This is a genomic window from Emticicia aquatica (assembly GCF_923079645.1).
In the GTDB taxonomy this organism is placed as follows: Bacteria; Bacteroidota; Bacteroidia; order Cytophagales; family Spirosomataceae; genus Emticicia; species Emticicia aquatica.
On sequence record NZ_CAKLPY010000002.1, the window covers coordinates 111699 to 126994 of the forward strand.

Sequence of the window (15296 nt, forward strand, 5' to 3'; positions counted from 1 at the left end):
AATTAAAATTGTCTATCGACCGATATTTGTTTTTACAACTCAAAAGTTGCTAATTTTCTAAATTCTTCAACTCTCGCTGCAATTTCGATTTGTGATAAATCTTGGATACGCTCTGTACCAAATTTTTCTACGCAAAATGAAGCCATTGCCGAACCATAAACAATGGCACGTTTCATATTTTCAAAGCTTAAATCATCAGTTTTGGCAAGATGAGAAATGAAGCCACCTGCAAATGTATCGCCCGCACCAGTTGGATCAAAAACTTCTTCTAATGGCAATGCTGGACAGTAGAAAATATCATCATTTTGGAATAATAATGCACCATGTTCGCCTTTTTTGATGATAAGGGTTTTCGGTCCCATCGCCATAATAGTTTTTGCCGCACGACGCAACGAATAATCACCCGAAAGCATACGAGCCTCTTCATCATTAATGGTTACACAATCAACATCTTTTAATAATGCTTTCAAATCATCTAAGGCAATATCAATCCAAAGATTCATTGTATCAAGCAATACAAATTTAGGACGATTTTTCAATCTCTTCAAAACAAGGTGCTGAATAGCAGGAGCTGTATTTCCTAACATTAAAAACGCACAATCTTGGAAAGACTCAGGAATTTTCGGGTCGAAATGTTCCATCACATTCAACTGTACATCCACTGTATCACGGCTGTTCATGTCGTTGTGATAACGCCCATGCCAAAAGAAAGTTTTCTCCCCTTCTCTGATTTCAAGACCTTCCACATTGACACCATGATTAACCAACGTATCAATCATTTCTTGAGGAAAATCTTCACCAACAACGGCAACAAGGTTATTTTCTTTTACAAAATATGAAGCAGTAAGTGTGATGAAAGTGGCTGCTCCGCCAATAATTTTATCTGTTTTCCCGAATGGCGTTTCCAATTTATCAAACGCAACCGAACCTACTGTAAGTAATGACATAGATAATTTACCTCTATAAGAGGACTTATTTAGTGAAAAATATCTTCTTTTTGCAAAGTTAGTAAATTTTTTATCTTTTTTTAGAGCTTAAAAGTCTTTTTTTAGATTGGCGGACAACGCTTAAACTCCTTATTTCTATCAAACAAATAGCGGTAAGTTATATAAGTCTTGTATTTTTTTGCTCCTAGCATTTGTGTTACTTTGAGCATTTTTGGGTTAAAATCAGCAATCCAATTAAGTTCGAGGGTTTCGTACTGATAATTTGGCACCCAACAAGCCCTCGAAAACGATAAAGCAATGGCCGATTCGATGCCACGACCTTGGTATTCGGGAATTACGCCAAAAATTACGCCACGAGCTTTTTTATTGGTTTTCATGAGCGTATGATATAACCACTTTATTTTGCCTATCAGATTCAATTTTCCGTTGATGTGCTTGATGATTTGGTTCAATTCGGGAATCATGATAAAAAATGCAATCGGCTGGTCGTTATGATAACCAAACCACATCAATTCTTCTTCCAAAATAGGTTTCATGGTTTGCATGATGGCCGCTGCACGCTCAGGTGTCATTTCACCTGTTGACATATTTTTTGCCCAAGCTTTGTTATAAATTATGCGAAAATCTTCGGCAAATTTGGGTAATTCTTTTTTGCTTACATGCCTAAAATCATACCCTGGTGTATTATAAATTCGATTAGCAATCTCGAATAAAGCAGGACGAACAACCTTACGAGCTTCAACTTCAGGAATCGGCAGCAAGAATGTATATTGCTGAAAATAATCTTGAAAACCGTAATTCTCGAAAAACGCTCGGTAATAATCTTGGTGATAAAACATCCCCCAAGTTGGCTCGGCATCGTGCGGGTCAACGTGTAGCCCCCACCAATTATCCCGCTCGCCAAAATTCACTGGGCCATCCATCGCTTCCATGCCTCGCTCTTGTAGCCAAACTTTGCATTTATCGAACATTGCAAACGCAACTTCTTGATTATCAATACATTCAAAAAAGCCCATACCACCTGTTGGCTGGTCATTTTGATTGGCTGTATTTGGATTGATAAAAGCTGCCACTCGTGCGATAGTCTTACCCGACTCATCAAGAGCCAACCAACGGACGCAATCTCCTCCATCGAAAAGTGGATTTTTGGTGCGGTCAAAAATTTTTTCGATATCATTGTCGAGCGGACGAATCCAGTATTTATTACCTCTATAAAGGCTTGAAGTAAATTCTAAAAATGCCTTTTGTAGCTTTCGGCTCTCTCCTACTTCTATGATTTGCATACTCAATTACTATTTATGAATGCAAAGATAAAGCTTTTGAATGTTTTTTTACCACTAAGGGACTAAGAAGCACTCAGGTATTACCGAAAGATAAATATCGTTTTGATTATTTGGTTTGGGGTTACAAAATTTGGAATTATATAATCAACTTTTATACATTTATTAGGAATGATTGTATAAGAAAATTTGACAATTGTTAGAGAGATTTTCCAATTCAATGACTTTTTTCTAATATTAACAATATTTTCCTGAAAGTGTAGTTTATTACGACAGCTTCATTCAAACTAAGGAGAAAACAAATCAAATTTCACTATAAAAACTAAAAAAAATGACTCGTAAAGAATTTTGGAAATTATACGAAGAAAGAAATTTAGAAAAAATATTGCCAGTGCTTTCGAAGGCAAAAGCTTTTGGCTTTATTATGAAAGAATATACTTTACAGTCTTCAGATTTAAGGGATTACGAACAATTATATTTTTTATGGCAATTGAAAGCGAAGGCTTATACGGAAAAGATAAAAGTTATTTTTGAGCGGTTTGAAAAGGGAGAAACGTACAAGGAAATTATGCTTGAAGAAGCGAAAGAAAAGCAAAAAAAATTAGAATCGGTAAAAGCTGATTTGACGAAATTCAAATCGGTAAAGAAAATCCCATTTGGTGAAATTGTATTTGAAAAAAATGAGGATAAGACTTATAAATTAACCTTACCAATATTACCTTACCTCATTCATGATTACGTTTGTGAAAATGGAGTTTTGGAATTTGACCCTCTTGAAATTACAGAAAAACACATCAAAAAGGGGCGTATAGATTTTGAAGATGACACATTTGGTCAAAGTATTTATCTTTTTGGTTCTCATAATCCTGTTGATTTGAATTTTATTCAGTTTAAAGATATTTCCGAAAACAGTATTAATATTGAGATAAATTTAGCCTTTCTTTTTGAATATGAAGGTAATGGAAAAGACCAAAAATTAGTTATTCCTCTGACTATCCCTAACATTTTCATTAATTGATTTTATTCGTGCTTATTGCCAATATGATAGATTTATCTCAAGTTGAAAATCAAATTCTACGTGTCACAAATTTTCACGAGCTTGTTTCAACGCCATTTGATAGAGAAAAAAATGCGATTGGCTGGATGCGTAATCTAATAGGTGATTTTGCTGAGATTGTTAGTAAGGTAGAAATAAACGAAAATATAACCGTAATTGATGAAGAGCAACTTTGTGAACTTACATTGAGTGAACAAGGGCAACTCGCTCGTGAAATTATATTAAACGACTTGCAGCTATTGACGGCACATGGTGCGGCTCCAGTGCTTAATGTAATCAAATACTACGACAGAGACGATGACTACCCGTTTTTTCCAACTGATGTTTACTCTTTTCATGTTGATAGTTCTCCTGTGCCAACTGATACCATTTTATGTACTTACTATGGCGATCCGAGTGAAATATTGCCAAATTCGGAAGCCATACAAAAAATACTGATTCCTGAAATACGTGATGAACTCAAAAAACTATATGATGGAAACGATGAAGGGTTTGAAACCTTTTTAACCGAAAACTTCTTTGATTTACACTATCAAGCTAAACCCAATACAGTCCCTTTTAGCTTAGGTCTCGGACAGATGTGGAGATTGGCGATAGATTATCCTAAAAGTAAAATACCTCCATGTGTTCATCGTGCTCCAAAGGAAAAAACTGTGCGATTGTTACTCATTTGTTGAATATAACTCAATTTAAGAATTTCTTTGTTCTTTCGGCTGATAATAAATCGGTAATGAAGTTTTCGGTCAGTGTCGTTGTTGTTTTAAGAAGTGAAATAGAAGCAATACGGCAAAAATTTCTTCAAAAACTTGTAAAAACAGCAATTTTGTTGCTTATTTACAACAAAATTGTTATATCATGTCTGATACAATCATCAAAACATTGCCTTTTAATACGAAAGCAAGTATAACGAAGGCTTCGGAAGTTAAAAAGAATGAAAAAAAATGGACTTTAGTTTCGGATGGAAAAACGTATGTTTGGGCTAATAAAATAGAACGCGTTGGCATTATCAGACAAGGAATTCCATATAATTCTATCGAAACCATTAGCAAAAGACTCAATCGACCTGTTAAATCGGTGTTGTCAATCGTTGGACTTCCTCAAACTACTTACAACAAGAAAAAAAGTGAACATTCTTTGCTTGATAGCAGAGATAGTGAACTAATTATGCTGATTACGGAGCTAATCGACTATGGTATAGAAGTATTCAACAACGAAGAAGAAAAGTTTCAAAGATGGCTGAAAAAGCCAAATTTATCGCTTGGAGGAAATACGCCTGAAAGCTTACTGGACACCATTACAGGAATTGATGAAGTACAATTCTGCCTAAACAGAATCGAATACGGAAATTTTGCCTGATGAAAGTATATAGAGTTGAAAGAGAAAAATACTTAGAAACTACATTGAGCGGTATTGGTGCTTCAATGGCAAAAGGGTATAGATGGAATAGCTTCAACACTAAACTTGTTTATACTGCCGAAAGCAGAGCATTAGCAACACTTGAAGTTTCGGTTCATTTAGATTTAAGCGAAGATTTACCCACTGACAGATATTATGTCGAAATAGAAATACCCAACGACATCATTATTTTAGAAGTCAACATTCAAGACCTTACACAAGATTGGGATGCCAAACCTCCCACATTAACCACTCAAACTATTGGAGATGATTTTGTATTGCAGAATGAAGCAGCAATTCTGAAAGTTCCGAGTAGTATTATTCCACAGGAATTCAACTATCTGATAAACCCTAATCATCCTGATGCGATGAAAATCAAAGTAAGTAGTGTAAATCCAATGAAATTTGACACAAGATTCAAAACAAATAAATAAAGATGCGAATATTTTTTACAGGTGGCTCAGGGAAAGCTGGTAAACACGTGATTCCGTATCTTATTGAGCAAGGACATCAAGTACTAAACGTTGACCTTACACCCTTAAAGAACCCCAAAGTTGATAATCTAATAGCAGACATTACAGATTCTGGACAAATGTTTAATGCCATGAGTTCTTACACAGGCTTGCACGAACTCGAAGCTGGCAATGGCGTACCGAAATTTGATGCAGTTGTTCATTTTGCAGCAGTTCCTAGAATTTTAATCAAACCCGATAACGAAACTTTTCGGGTCAATACCATTGGAACTTATAATGTAATTGAAGCGGCGGTTAAACTCGGAATTAAGAAAATCATCATTGCGTCATCGGAGACAACCTACGGAATTTGTTTTGCGGATGGTGAAACCGACCCAAAAGTATTGCCACTAGAAGAAGACTATGATGTTGACCCAATGGATAGTTATGGATTATCGAAAGTTGTGAATGAAAAAACGGCACGAAGTTTTCAACTACGTTCGGGCTATGATATTTATGCACTTCGAATCGGAAATGTGATTGAACCGCATGAATACGAGCTTTTTCCTCATTATTTCAAAAATCCAGAAGTACGTCGTAGAAATGCTTTTTGTTATATTGATGCCCGAGATTTGGGTCAAATAGTAGATTTATGCTTGAAAAAAGATGGTTTGGGTTATCAGGTTTTCAATGCTGGAAATGACCATAATGGAGCTATTGTTCCGAGCAGAGAATTGGCCGAAAGGTTTTTCCCAAATGTACCAATTACGCGTGAATTAGAAGAGCATGAAGCACTATTCTCCAATCGAAAAATCCGTGAAATGTTAGGATTCAAAGAGCAGCATAACTGGCGGAAATATGTACAATTAGACTGAATAAATATTTAGTAAACCTACTGCCTCAAAGTTTTTAGAAACTAGACTTTGAGGCTTTTTTATATACATTTCAAATTCTTTTCAAGAACTTCCCATTCAAATCATTCAAAACCTCTAATAAGGTTGTTTAGCTGCTCATTCATCACATTTTTAGGTATTTCTACAACATTTTTAAATTTTGTGTAACTTCATGGCATAGTTTTGTTGATAAATTATGATAATGGCAGCTACCTAAATAAAAAAACAATGAAATCACATGATGAACGCATAGCGGAAATGACATTTGCGTTGGTTTATCCACTCTATCTCGCCAAAGTTGAAAAGAAAGGGCGAACAAAAGCAGAATTACACCAAGTAATTGAATGGCTGACAGGTTTCGATGAGCATAAATTGCAAGCACAAATTGATGCTAAATCTTCCTTTGAAGTTTTTTTTCAAAATGCCACATTAAACCCAAATGCTCATCTCATTACAGGATTGATTTGTGGCTATCGTGTAGAAGAGATTAAAAATCCTTTGACACAAAAAGCTAGGTATCTCGATAAACTCGTTGATGAACTGGCGAAGGGAAAAAAGCTAGAGAAAATTTTGAGAATCGCTTAATTTTAACCTCGTAGGCAAGGAGAAGCGGTTCGCCGCCCGCACAGAGTTTCACAGAGAAATACTCTATGAAATAGAATCGTAATGTCTTTATTTTCAGTATCAACTTTCAGTCATTTAAAACATGAATTCTCAAAAAAATAATACGCTCACAAATAAGCTAACTACCTTATTATTAACCATTTATTCAGCCGTTCTTTTCTGGATTATTGTCTTGAAGCTAAACATATCTTTCACTTATAAAGGAACGAGAAATGTTAATTTTATACCATTTAGAGAGCCTTTACTCTACAATGGACGAATTGACTACAACGAAATATTCTTGAATATCTTGATTTTCATGCCGCTTGGTTTGTATGTAGGTATTTTATTCAAAAAACTGACTACCGCCCGAAAGGTTTCCTCGTTTTTCTTGGTGAGTTTATTCTGTGAAGTGTGCCAATTTGTTTTGAAAATCGGAGCTTTCGATATCACCGATATTATCAATAATACTTTTGGCGGAATCATCGGATTGATACTTTATAAAGGATTAGAAAAGGCTTTTAATAGTCCAGTTAAAGCCCAAAAACTCATCAATATTATTGCCACAATAGGTACAATCTTAATCGTTGCAACACTTTTATATCTAAAAATAAACAGATTATTGATGTTTAGGAAGTAACAATTTCTCGCATAAAAGTGCTTGTAACAAATAAAATTTCAATTAATTCACAATAATATTTTTATATTTGCATAAAAAACAAATAAAAAAATGAAACAAGGTAAAGTAAAATTTTTTAATTTAACAAAAGGATTTGGATTCATTACAGATAATGCAACTGGTGAAGAATTTTTTGTTCACGTATCAGGTTTGAAGGATGAAATTAGAGAAAATGATTCAGTGGAGTTTGAAGTGCAGCAAGGAAAAAAAGGAGCAAATGCAGTTAATGTTAAATTAATTGGGTAATTCTGAATGACCTTTGGGAAAACGTCAATTCGACTTCAAAATAAATCTGTAAAGAAATTATCAGTCGATATGTTAGCCGTTCTTAGAATGGCTTTTTTTGTGCATAATTTTCTAAAAAATTTAATCAAAAAGCATTAAAATCGTTACCAAAAAATTCGATAAAGTATTTCTAAACCGTTGTCAAGACATCTACAAACGAATAACAAAAAATGACTTTAGAAGAAATAATTAATTACAGACGCTCAGTAAGACATTACAAAAATCTTCCGATTGATGCAGAAAAAGTAAAACATTGTATAGAACTAGCAACTTTATCGCCCAACAGCTCTAATATGCAGCTTTGGGAGTTTTATCACATAACGAATCCAGAAACACTAAAACAACTCTCGGTAGCTTGTTTAGACCAAATGGCTGCTACAACAGCCCAGCAAATGGTAGTTTTTGTAACAAGGCAGGATTTTTATAAAAAGAGAGCCAAAAAGATGATGGAGTTGGAAACTCAAAATGTACTAAAAAACACCCCAAGTGAGAAACAAGAGAAAAGGATTAAAAGATGGCAAATGTACTATGGAAAAGTAATTCCATTTTTATATGGCCGCTTTTTAGGAATTTTAGGGCTAATCCGAAAAATCATTGTAAACGTCGTTGGACTTTTCAGAGCAATTGTTTATCAAGTATCCGAAAATGACGTGAGGGTTGTTGTTCATAAAACGTGTGCTTTGGCAGCTCAAACGTTTATGTTAGCAATGGCAAATGAGCATTATGATACTTGTCCGATGGAAGGCTTTGATAGTAGAAAAGTAAAAAGCATCTTGAATTTACCCTTCGGTGCAGAAATCAATATGGTTATTTCATGCGGTATTAGAGAAGAACATGGCGTTTGGGGAGATAGAATGAGAGTTCCTTTCAATGAAGTTTATAAAGAAATTTGAAAAGTTTATCATATTATTTCACGAATTCTGATTCATTTTTTGCCTTAACAAGAGTCTTTTTAGGACTGCATAATTGTTTTTTGGTAAATGATTTATACATTTGCCAAAAACAATTAATAGATTTATAAATTTAAAGAAATTATGCCAATAGGAACTGTAAAGTTTTTCAATACAACCAAGGGATTTGGGTTTATCAAAGATAATCAGAATGGTGAAGAAGTTTTTGTTCATGTTTCAGGCTTAGTTGATGAAATCCAAGAAGGAGATGAAGTGACATACGAAGTTTCAGATGGCAAAAAAGGAAAAACGGCTGTTCAAGTAAGATTAGCTTAGCACTAAGCACTTAATATTCTTAAATAAAAAGTAGTTAAGCGTTGAAATGAAAGCTCAAATATTATAAATATTTGAGCTTTTTTCGTTCTCTTTGTAAAGTATCTGTTTAGCTATTTTCAAAAATTAGTAATGTAAGCCATTCTTTGAACAGTTTTTTCATTCAAAGCTCTTACTTCATAAGTTTCTAGAAATAAAAAAAAAATAAAAATCCAACAAAACACATCATGCTATTGTTCTAAGAAATACCTTTGTTAGATAAAATTCAACCCTTCAATCAAAAACAATGAAAAAATTACTTCTATTAGTTGCTCTAATGAGTGCTGGCAACTTGGTATTTGCACAAAAGCAAGATAATCGCTATTTTGAAATGCGTATTTATTATTGCGAGCCAGGCCGACTTCCAAATTTATTGACTCGTTTTAGAGACCATACTACCAAAATTTTTGAACGCCACGGTATGACAAATATTGGCTACTGGGTGCCTGTTCAGAATGATAAAAATGCCTTATATTATGTGTTGGCTTACCCAAGCAAAGAAGCCCGTGACGCTTCATGGAAGGCTTTTGGTGCTGATCCAGAATGGAAAAAAGTAAGCGAAGAGTCGCAAAGAGATGGCAAGATTGTAGCAAAAGTTGAGTCGATTTTTATGAATGCCACTGATTTTTCTCCAAAAATAAAAGAAAAAGTAAAAAATCCTGAGCGAATGTTTGAGCTAAGAATCTATACAGGAACGCCAAATAATATTGACAATGTATTGGCTCGTTTCAGAAATCATACTTTAAAACTTTTCAAAAAACACGGTATGCAAAACATTGCTTATTGGAAAAGTATCGAGAAAGAAGGCACACAAGCAAGATTGGTTTATATCTTGGCTCATAAAAGCGAAGAGGCTGCAAAAGCTTCATTTGATGCATTCAGAAAAGATACAAAATGGATAAAAGTACGAGACGAATCAGAAAAAAATGGCAAAATCGTAGAAAAAGTGGAGTCAATATTTATGACACCAACTGATTTTTCAACAATAAAATAATATAAAAAAGCCCATTGAAACATAGCTTTCAGTGGGCTTTTTTATTTAATGTTTAAAGTAAAAATCGCCATCAAATTCGGAATACCAAGATGGTTTTTGTTGGTCATTGGTTTTTTGTCGAACCGCTTTTGATGTTTCTTTCACAACATCTTCTAGTTTTAAATTAGGCTTATCTATTACTTTCAATAATTCTCCTGTAAAAACACCGTTGCGTTCACCGTTTCCTTCCAAGGCGGTCTGATTGGCTTGAGCTGCATAAAAAACAAATGAACCTTGCGGACGTTCCATCGGAGCTGACAACCCCCTCGTGCCAGTACCTCTTGTAAACGAACGAGTATCTAACGGATTATCTCGACAAGCATCCAAAATAATGATATTGACTTTTGAATTGGCCTTTTTCATTTGTCCAAATAAATCATCAACTTCAACACAATATTTATTAAAATCTTGCTCAGTTCGGATTGGTTCGGCATCGACAGGAACTAAATAATTTGTTCCCGAACCATTCTGCAAACCATGTCCTGCATAAAAAAACATTCCTACGTCATAATCAGCTAATTCTTTACCAAACTTGATAAATGCCAAACTCATGCTTTCATAAGTTAGGTTTTTGTATTTTACTACTTTAAAATTCATACTTTCAAGCTTTGCGGCCATATCGTCAATGTCATTCAAAGTATTGCTTAATGGCTTCACTTTATAATTTGCGTTACCAATCAATAATGCAATTCGTTTTTCGACCGCCATCGGATTAGACGATTTTGTTTTATAAACCGTCCGTTTTGATTCTGAGCTTCCTCCAGAATTTTTAGCAATAAATTTTAAAGAAACGCTACTCGCATTGGTTGGCAAAGTCACTTGTTTTTCAAAACGATAAGGGCAATCTGGCTGCTTTGTTGGCACAATCACAAAGTCTCTTGATGCCACGTCAATTCCTTGCACATAAAGTTGCATGTCGGGTTTCTCGCTACTATTTACACAGGCTTTTACGGTAAAAACATTTTCTGAAGTTTCAACACTTTCTTCTTTTGGATAAATCCATGAAATGCTTGGTGCTGCAACTTTAACAACATTATTTGTCGGATTTTGCGTTGTATTATTACATTTATTAGAAATATAAGCTAAATTTTGTTTACTAAAATTATCATTTGGATTGATAGAAAGAGCCGTTTTATACGATTCTATTGAAGAATTACAATCATCTAATTTAGAATAAATCAAGCCTAAATTTCGGTAAGGCAACGATAAATCTTTGATTTTTAAATCAATTGACTTTGTCACATCACTAATTGCCTCTTTTATATTTCCTGTCATTATTTTCGCATAAGCCCTATAATGATAACCGTAAGCATCGTTAGGATAATTGGTCAAATAACGGTCATAATCAAGCACACTTTGTTGCCATTTTTCCAAACCCGTATAAGCAGCTCCACGCCAATAATACAACGAGTAATCTTTCGGCGAATATCCCATTGCGGTTGTATAATTATCGATAGCTTTTGAATAATCGGCCAAAGCATAGTTTGCATTAGCAATTTGCAAATAACATAAGCCTGGATTAAAACGATATAATAAAGCATAATTCATGTCTTTGATTGCATCAGAATATTGCCCTCGATAATATTGCACTAAGCCACGGTCATAAAGGGAAGTTCCGTAAGCTTTTACGATAGCCTCAGGCATTTTATCGACCGAATTATAGCCTAATTTATTCAATTCCGTAATAGCTTGTTGATAATCTTTAAAAGATTCCTCGTAGTTTTTTAATCTGTATTTTGACAGCCCACGATAGGTATAAACATCATAAATTTTAGTATAATTTCGAGCAATGGCCATGTCAAACTGACTGATGGCAGTTGCATAATCGGCATTATTATAATATTCAACTCCTTTGGTATAATAATTCGTTTCTTGGGCGTATGATGCTAGACTCAAAAGAAAAGAAATCAGTATATAAAAAATATTTTTCATGAATTCATTTAAAATTTAGTTGGTATGTTTTACCTCAATAACGATTGGCAAAACGGTTTTTCCTTGTGATTTTGCTTCAAAATTAACTTTATTTGTTTGAAATTTGATGTTTGTTCCATCCACCAATTTATCCTTTAAAACAGCTTTAAGTTTGCTGTTAAAGCCACCTGATTTTGCTTGCATTTGTTGGCTAATTGACCGAATGTCCAATTCTTCTTTTGCGTACAAAATACATAAATAATCTGTGCCAATATTATCATCCATCTGAATCAGATATTCTTCATTAGGAATTGCTACTTCATTTCTTTTATAGTCTAAATATGCACTGAAACCTTGAAATGGAAAAATAGAATTTACATTTTTGGTTGATGTGCCATAGCTAATCAAATATACGTAAGCTGGCTGATTGTTTGTGAAATTAATTCTAAATTGAGTACCTGAACTGTATGGTTTTGTAACAGTGTACGTACTTTTTTCTACCACAGAATTATTAAAATCACTTATCGAATTATTTACTTGAACTGGCATTTCTGTTCCATCGGCCAATACGATTCGGAAACTTCCTGCAAAATCAGTTTTTCCTAAAACATTAGGCTGTGGTTCGGGAGCATTCATGTCATTTCCTGACATTTCGTATGCTTCATAAGTAATATCAGCAAAATCATTGTATTTCACCCAAAGAAAACCACCATTTCCCCAAAATGTTCCCCAACTATTCATCAATTCAAATGCCCCACCAAACTTTGAATCGTCATAACCAACAACCGTAATGGCATGAGCACCAGTCATTTTATCTTTTACTCCGTTCCAAACTTCGGTTTTAGCATACGAATTCTTGGCGTTCAAATGAAAAGAATCATACACTTCAATGGCAATTACAACAGGCTTGTTTTCTGTCAAACTCTTTTTTATAGCTTCAGCCATAAGCCTTTTATCAGCATTATATCCATCTGAAAGACGTTTGTATTCTTTGATTTTATAATTAGATGCCTTCGTAACACTCTCATTATCAATCCTTGGCGAACAAGCATACTCAAATTCATCGTACTTAACGGCTCCTTGTTTTTTCAATAATTTCATTGCCGACTCTATGTATGTCCCTTTATTACAAACCGCATCGGCTGGGTTTAATTTTATTTGGCTATAAGTAAATGAAGGAGCAAAAGTTTCGGAAGTAATCAATTGCTTATTTGTAAGTTTATTCTGAATGGCGTACAAGATTGTTCGTGCCGCATAAGTAGTTGACCAACCAACACAATCACTAAAAGATTGGTTTTTGGGAATCGGGCAATATTGCTTAATAGAATAACTCGATGGTAATGAAGTGTAAGAACGAGTAACTAACCTTGCAGCTTGTGGTGCTTGTTGGTAGCGTGTTTCGTCACGCAATGCACCTAATGTACGTGGAATAGTCAGATTAAATTTATTTTGCAAAATATCAATTACACGACTATTTTCGGTAGCTGAATAGCGTGTTTGCAAATATGGCTCAATATATTGATGAAAATTTTCGTCAAAATTATTTTTATCAATTTTCAATAAAGAGATAAGATTTGCCAAATCTCCTTCAATTTGTGCATTCGTCAATTCGCCGAAACCTCTCGTACTTTGATTTCCAGTCGTAAGCATCGTTTCCTTTATCAAGGCATCTAATTCAAGAATACTTGATTTAGGATTATTTCCCGAAAACCAAAAATCGCCTTTTGTAGTAAGTAGCCTAATTTCGGCATTTGGTTCAAAAACTAACTTTTGTTTATTACCTATTTGGTCGCCTTTTTTTAGGGACAAACCATTTTTAGTTACTTTTCCTTTTACTTCAATTACAAAATTTTGAGCTATAATGGTGTTTAGAATCAATAAATTCAATAAAATCGAGAGTAGAATTTTCATGTAAAAACAAATTTTTTATTAAGAGTGTAAAGTTAGAAAAAATCCTGATAAACAGCCGTTTATCAGGATTTTAACAAGACTCCATTTATTTTTAATTTATTGGTTTACAGGAAAACACAAAAGTTTTATATTATACTACTCAAGTTTCAACGATTCCAAATTTACGCTCAGGCGATTGCGTATCTTGCATATAAAAATTAGCAGGAGTCATACCTGTAAATTCTTTATAGTCACGCACCAAATGTTGGTAGTCGTAGTAACCACAATCGAGGGCAATACTTAGCCAATCTTTATTCGGAAATGCATTTTTCATTCTAAAAGCTTTATCAAATCTGATGATTCGAGCAAAATATTTGGGGTTAATACCAATGCGTTCATTAAAATTTCGTTCAAATTGTTTCACACTCAAACAAGATTCTTTTGCTAACCAATCAAGCGAATATTGATTAACATTATGGAGCATCGTGATGCCAACTTTATCAATTGGGCGAATTTCATAAGTAGATTTTCTGACCAAACCCAACAAAAACTCTTCTACCAAAGGAATCATCTTTGGGAAATCTTCGATATTCATCAATCGCTGATTTAAAGCTTTTGCTTCATTCCCCAAAACCGCTTCAGCATCAAAATATTGATTATTCAAATCAATCGTTGGAATACCAATCATACGATATAATCCACCAGGTTGAAAAACTACCTGAACCATCAAAAACTCTTTACCAACGTGCCTATGACTCACCACACTTTGTTGCCCAATAAGTGCAGACCGAACCGAAGGCAACGCTCTACCATCATCATAACTTACCTTTTCAGAGTCTCTTGGATAAAAACTCAAAGTCACTTCTGGTCGTGGCGGATATGCCTTTGCTGGCGGCAAGGTGGTATCGGTAAATGACAAGTGCATAAACCTATACATTCTTACGTGCTCACGCAAAGCTAAACTGGGTTGTAAATCATAAAAAAATGGCATAGCACTATCATTTTTGATTCAATTTACCAAATTTAGCTCTTTTCACAAAGTAATTGGTGGGCCAAGAACTTTCATTCCATGTGCTTGATGAATTTGTTGAATCAATTCTGGTGTTGGCGGGCCTTGTAACTCATTCATTTTCTTGAAAAATTCCTCCATTTTTCCCGCAGGCTGTAAAAAATACACCAATTTACCTTTATCCGTAAGTTGCAACCATGTGTGCGGTACTGCTCTTGGCAAGAAAATCGTATCACCTGCTTTGAGAGTTGAGCGTTCGTCGCCTACTTGAAATAAATATTCTCCTTCAACAATATAAAAAATTTCATCTTGGTCAAAATGGACATGTAATTGAGGACCAATTTTCTGAAAACCCACGTATTCAAAAACAGATAGCTGTCCATCAGTATCTTTTGATGAAATCTTTACATCATTGGGGTTTACACCTCGATATTTAATTGGCTGATTGAATCGGTCTTTGCCGCTACCTACGGTAAAACTTTTTGCCGTACGAGTTTTGTCCGAAATTTTTGTCGAAGTTGCAATCACTGGGAATGCAGCCAAAGTAGCCTGAATGAAGTTTCTACGTTGCATCATCTTGTTTAATTAATTAGGTTTGAT

Annotated in this window: 17 protein-coding genes; 11 read left to right on the forward strand and 6 right to left on the reverse strand. The window is 34.4% G+C overall.

The features are described 5' to 3' along the window. Positions 1 to 32: 32 nt before the first annotated feature. Together MJQ71_RS10205 and MJQ71_RS10210 are read right to left on the reverse strand one after the other, a co-directional pair. Positions 33 to 947 (reverse strand): PfkB family carbohydrate kinase, encoded by a 915-nt coding sequence (locus MJQ71_RS10205; protein ID WP_238806512.1) that lies wholly within the window; start codon positions 945 to 947, stop codon positions 33 to 35. A 101-nt stretch (positions 948 to 1048) separates the two neighbouring features. Next, entirely contained in the window at positions 1049 to 2230 is a 1182-nt protein-coding gene (locus tag MJQ71_RS10210; protein WP_238806513.1) for a hypothetical protein, read from the reverse strand. 328 nt (positions 2231 to 2558) lie between these two features. On the opposite strand from MJQ71_RS10210, the gene MJQ71_RS10215 reads away from it, so the two are divergent. The 11 genes from MJQ71_RS10215 (at position 2559) to MJQ71_RS10265 (ending at position 9847) form a co-directional block, all read left to right on the forward strand. Next, complete coding sequence (locus MJQ71_RS10215) at positions 2559 to 3245, forward strand: hypothetical protein (protein WP_238806514.1); 687 nt, start codon at positions 2559 to 2561, stop codon at positions 3243 to 3245. Between the two features lie 23 nt (positions 3246 to 3268). After that, a complete protein-coding gene (locus MJQ71_RS10220; protein WP_238806515.1) occupies positions 3269 to 3961 on the forward strand; it encodes a hypothetical protein in 693 nt (230 codons plus the stop codon). A gap of 178 nt (positions 3962 to 4139) precedes the next feature. Then, entirely contained in the window at positions 4140 to 4640 is a 501-nt protein-coding gene (locus MJQ71_RS10225) for an Xre family toxin-antitoxin system antitoxin (RefSeq protein WP_238806516.1), read from the forward strand. Continuing rightward, positions 4640 to 5113 carry an RES family NAD+ phosphorylase gene (locus MJQ71_RS10230; RefSeq protein ID WP_238806517.1) on the forward strand — a complete coding sequence of 158 codons (474 nt, stop codon included), beginning with the start codon at positions 4640 to 4642 and terminating at the stop codon, positions 5111 to 5113. The genes MJQ71_RS10225 and MJQ71_RS10230 overlap by 1 nt, the downstream gene beginning before the upstream one ends. Positions 5114 to 5115: 2 nt before the next feature. Beyond that, a complete protein-coding gene (locus MJQ71_RS10235) occupies positions 5116 to 6006 on the forward strand; it encodes an NAD-dependent epimerase/dehydratase family protein (protein ID WP_238806518.1) in 891 nt (296 codons plus the stop codon). Positions 6007 to 6252: 246 nt separating this feature from the next. Continuing rightward, positions 6253 to 6609 (forward strand): DUF2200 domain-containing protein, encoded by a 357-nt coding sequence (locus MJQ71_RS10240; RefSeq protein ID WP_238806519.1) that lies wholly within the window; start codon positions 6253 to 6255, stop codon positions 6607 to 6609. Between the two features lie 121 nt (positions 6610 to 6730). Further along, on the forward strand, positions 6731 to 7267 hold the full coding sequence (locus tag MJQ71_RS10245; RefSeq protein WP_238806520.1) for a VanZ family protein: 537 nt from the start codon (positions 6731 to 6733) through the stop codon (positions 7265 to 7267). A 90-nt stretch (positions 7268 to 7357) separates the two neighbouring features. Continuing rightward, on the forward strand, positions 7358 to 7552 hold the full coding sequence (locus MJQ71_RS10250) for a cold-shock protein (RefSeq protein ID WP_238806521.1): 195 nt from the start codon (positions 7358 to 7360) through the stop codon (positions 7550 to 7552). Positions 7553 to 7761: 209 nt separating this feature from the next. Continuing rightward, a complete protein-coding gene (locus tag MJQ71_RS10255; protein WP_238806522.1) occupies positions 7762 to 8484 on the forward strand; it encodes a nitroreductase family protein in 723 nt (240 codons plus the stop codon). Positions 8485 to 8625: 141 nt separating this feature from the next. Next, positions 8626 to 8817, forward strand: coding sequence for a cold-shock protein (locus tag MJQ71_RS10260; protein ID WP_238806523.1), 192 nt, complete (start codon positions 8626 to 8628; stop codon positions 8815 to 8817). Between the two features lie 283 nt (positions 8818 to 9100). After that, a complete protein-coding gene (locus tag MJQ71_RS10265) occupies positions 9101 to 9847 on the forward strand; it encodes an NIPSNAP family protein (RefSeq protein WP_238806524.1) in 747 nt (248 codons plus the stop codon). Between the two features lie 45 nt (positions 9848 to 9892). Here MJQ71_RS10265 and MJQ71_RS10270 read toward each other — a convergent pair whose 3' ends face one another. The 4 genes from MJQ71_RS10270 to MJQ71_RS10285 all read right to left on the reverse strand — a co-directional run bounded on the left by MJQ71_RS10270 (position 9893) and on the right by MJQ71_RS10285 (position 15272). Next, positions 9893 to 11818, reverse strand: a complete 1926-nt coding sequence (locus tag MJQ71_RS10270) for a caspase family protein (RefSeq protein WP_238806525.1) — start codon at positions 11816 to 11818, stop codon at positions 9893 to 9895. A 15-nt stretch (positions 11819 to 11833) separates the two neighbouring features. Further along, on the reverse strand, positions 11834 to 13708 hold the full coding sequence (locus MJQ71_RS10275) for a C1 family peptidase (RefSeq protein WP_238806526.1): 1875 nt from the start codon (positions 13706 to 13708) through the stop codon (positions 11834 to 11836). Between the two features lie 139 nt (positions 13709 to 13847). Beyond that, a complete protein-coding gene (locus tag MJQ71_RS10280) occupies positions 13848 to 14678 on the reverse strand; it encodes a helix-turn-helix domain-containing protein (RefSeq protein ID WP_238806527.1) in 831 nt (276 codons plus the stop codon). Between the two features lie 42 nt (positions 14679 to 14720). Then, complete coding sequence (locus tag MJQ71_RS10285) at positions 14721 to 15272, reverse strand: cupin domain-containing protein (RefSeq protein ID WP_238806528.1); 552 nt, start codon at positions 15270 to 15272, stop codon at positions 14721 to 14723. Positions 15273 to 15296 lie beyond the last annotated feature (24 nt).

Coding starts and splice junctions, on each gene's coding strand:
- MJQ71_RS10250 (WP_238806521.1), top strand. CDS start 7,358: ATGAAACAAGGTAAAGTAAAATTTTTTAATTTAACAAAAGGATTTGGA.
- MJQ71_RS10270 (WP_238806525.1), bottom strand. CDS start 11,818: ATGAAAAATATTTTTTATATACTGATTTCTTTTCTTTTGAGTCTAGCA.
- MJQ71_RS10285 (WP_238806528.1), bottom strand. CDS start 15,272: ATGATGCAACGTAGAAACTTCATTCAGGCTACTTTGGCTGCATTCCCA.
- MJQ71_RS10280 (WP_238806527.1), bottom strand. CDS start 14,678: ATGCCATTTTTTTATGATTTACAACCCAGTTTAGCTTTGCGTGAGCAC.
- MJQ71_RS10215 (WP_238806514.1), top strand. CDS start 2,559: ATGACTCGTAAAGAATTTTGGAAATTATACGAAGAAAGAAATTTAGAA.
- MJQ71_RS10260 (WP_238806523.1), top strand. CDS start 8,626: ATGCCAATAGGAACTGTAAAGTTTTTCAATACAACCAAGGGATTTGGG.
- MJQ71_RS10275 (WP_238806526.1), bottom strand. CDS start 13,708: ATGAAAATTCTACTCTCGATTTTATTGAATTTATTGATTCTAAACACC.
- MJQ71_RS10225 (WP_238806516.1), top strand. CDS start 4,140: ATGTCTGATACAATCATCAAAACATTGCCTTTTAATACGAAAGCAAGT.
- MJQ71_RS10255 (WP_238806522.1), top strand. CDS start 7,762: ATGACTTTAGAAGAAATAATTAATTACAGACGCTCAGTAAGACATTAC.
- MJQ71_RS10235 (WP_238806518.1), top strand. CDS start 5,116: ATGCGAATATTTTTTACAGGTGGCTCAGGGAAAGCTGGTAAACACGTG.
- MJQ71_RS10205 (WP_238806512.1), bottom strand. CDS start 947: ATGTCATTACTTACAGTAGGTTCGGTTGCGTTTGATAAATTGGAAACG.
- MJQ71_RS10210 (WP_238806513.1), bottom strand. CDS start 2,230: ATGCAAATCATAGAAGTAGGAGAGAGCCGAAAGCTACAAAAGGCATTT.
- MJQ71_RS10245 (WP_238806520.1), top strand. CDS start 6,731: ATGAATTCTCAAAAAAATAATACGCTCACAAATAAGCTAACTACCTTA.
- MJQ71_RS10240 (WP_238806519.1), top strand. CDS start 6,253: ATGAAATCACATGATGAACGCATAGCGGAAATGACATTTGCGTTGGTT.
- MJQ71_RS10230 (WP_238806517.1), top strand. CDS start 4,640: ATGAAAGTATATAGAGTTGAAAGAGAAAAATACTTAGAAACTACATTG.
- MJQ71_RS10265 (WP_238806524.1), top strand. CDS start 9,101: ATGAAAAAATTACTTCTATTAGTTGCTCTAATGAGTGCTGGCAACTTG.
- MJQ71_RS10220 (WP_238806515.1), top strand. CDS start 3,269: ATGATAGATTTATCTCAAGTTGAAAATCAAATTCTACGTGTCACAAAT.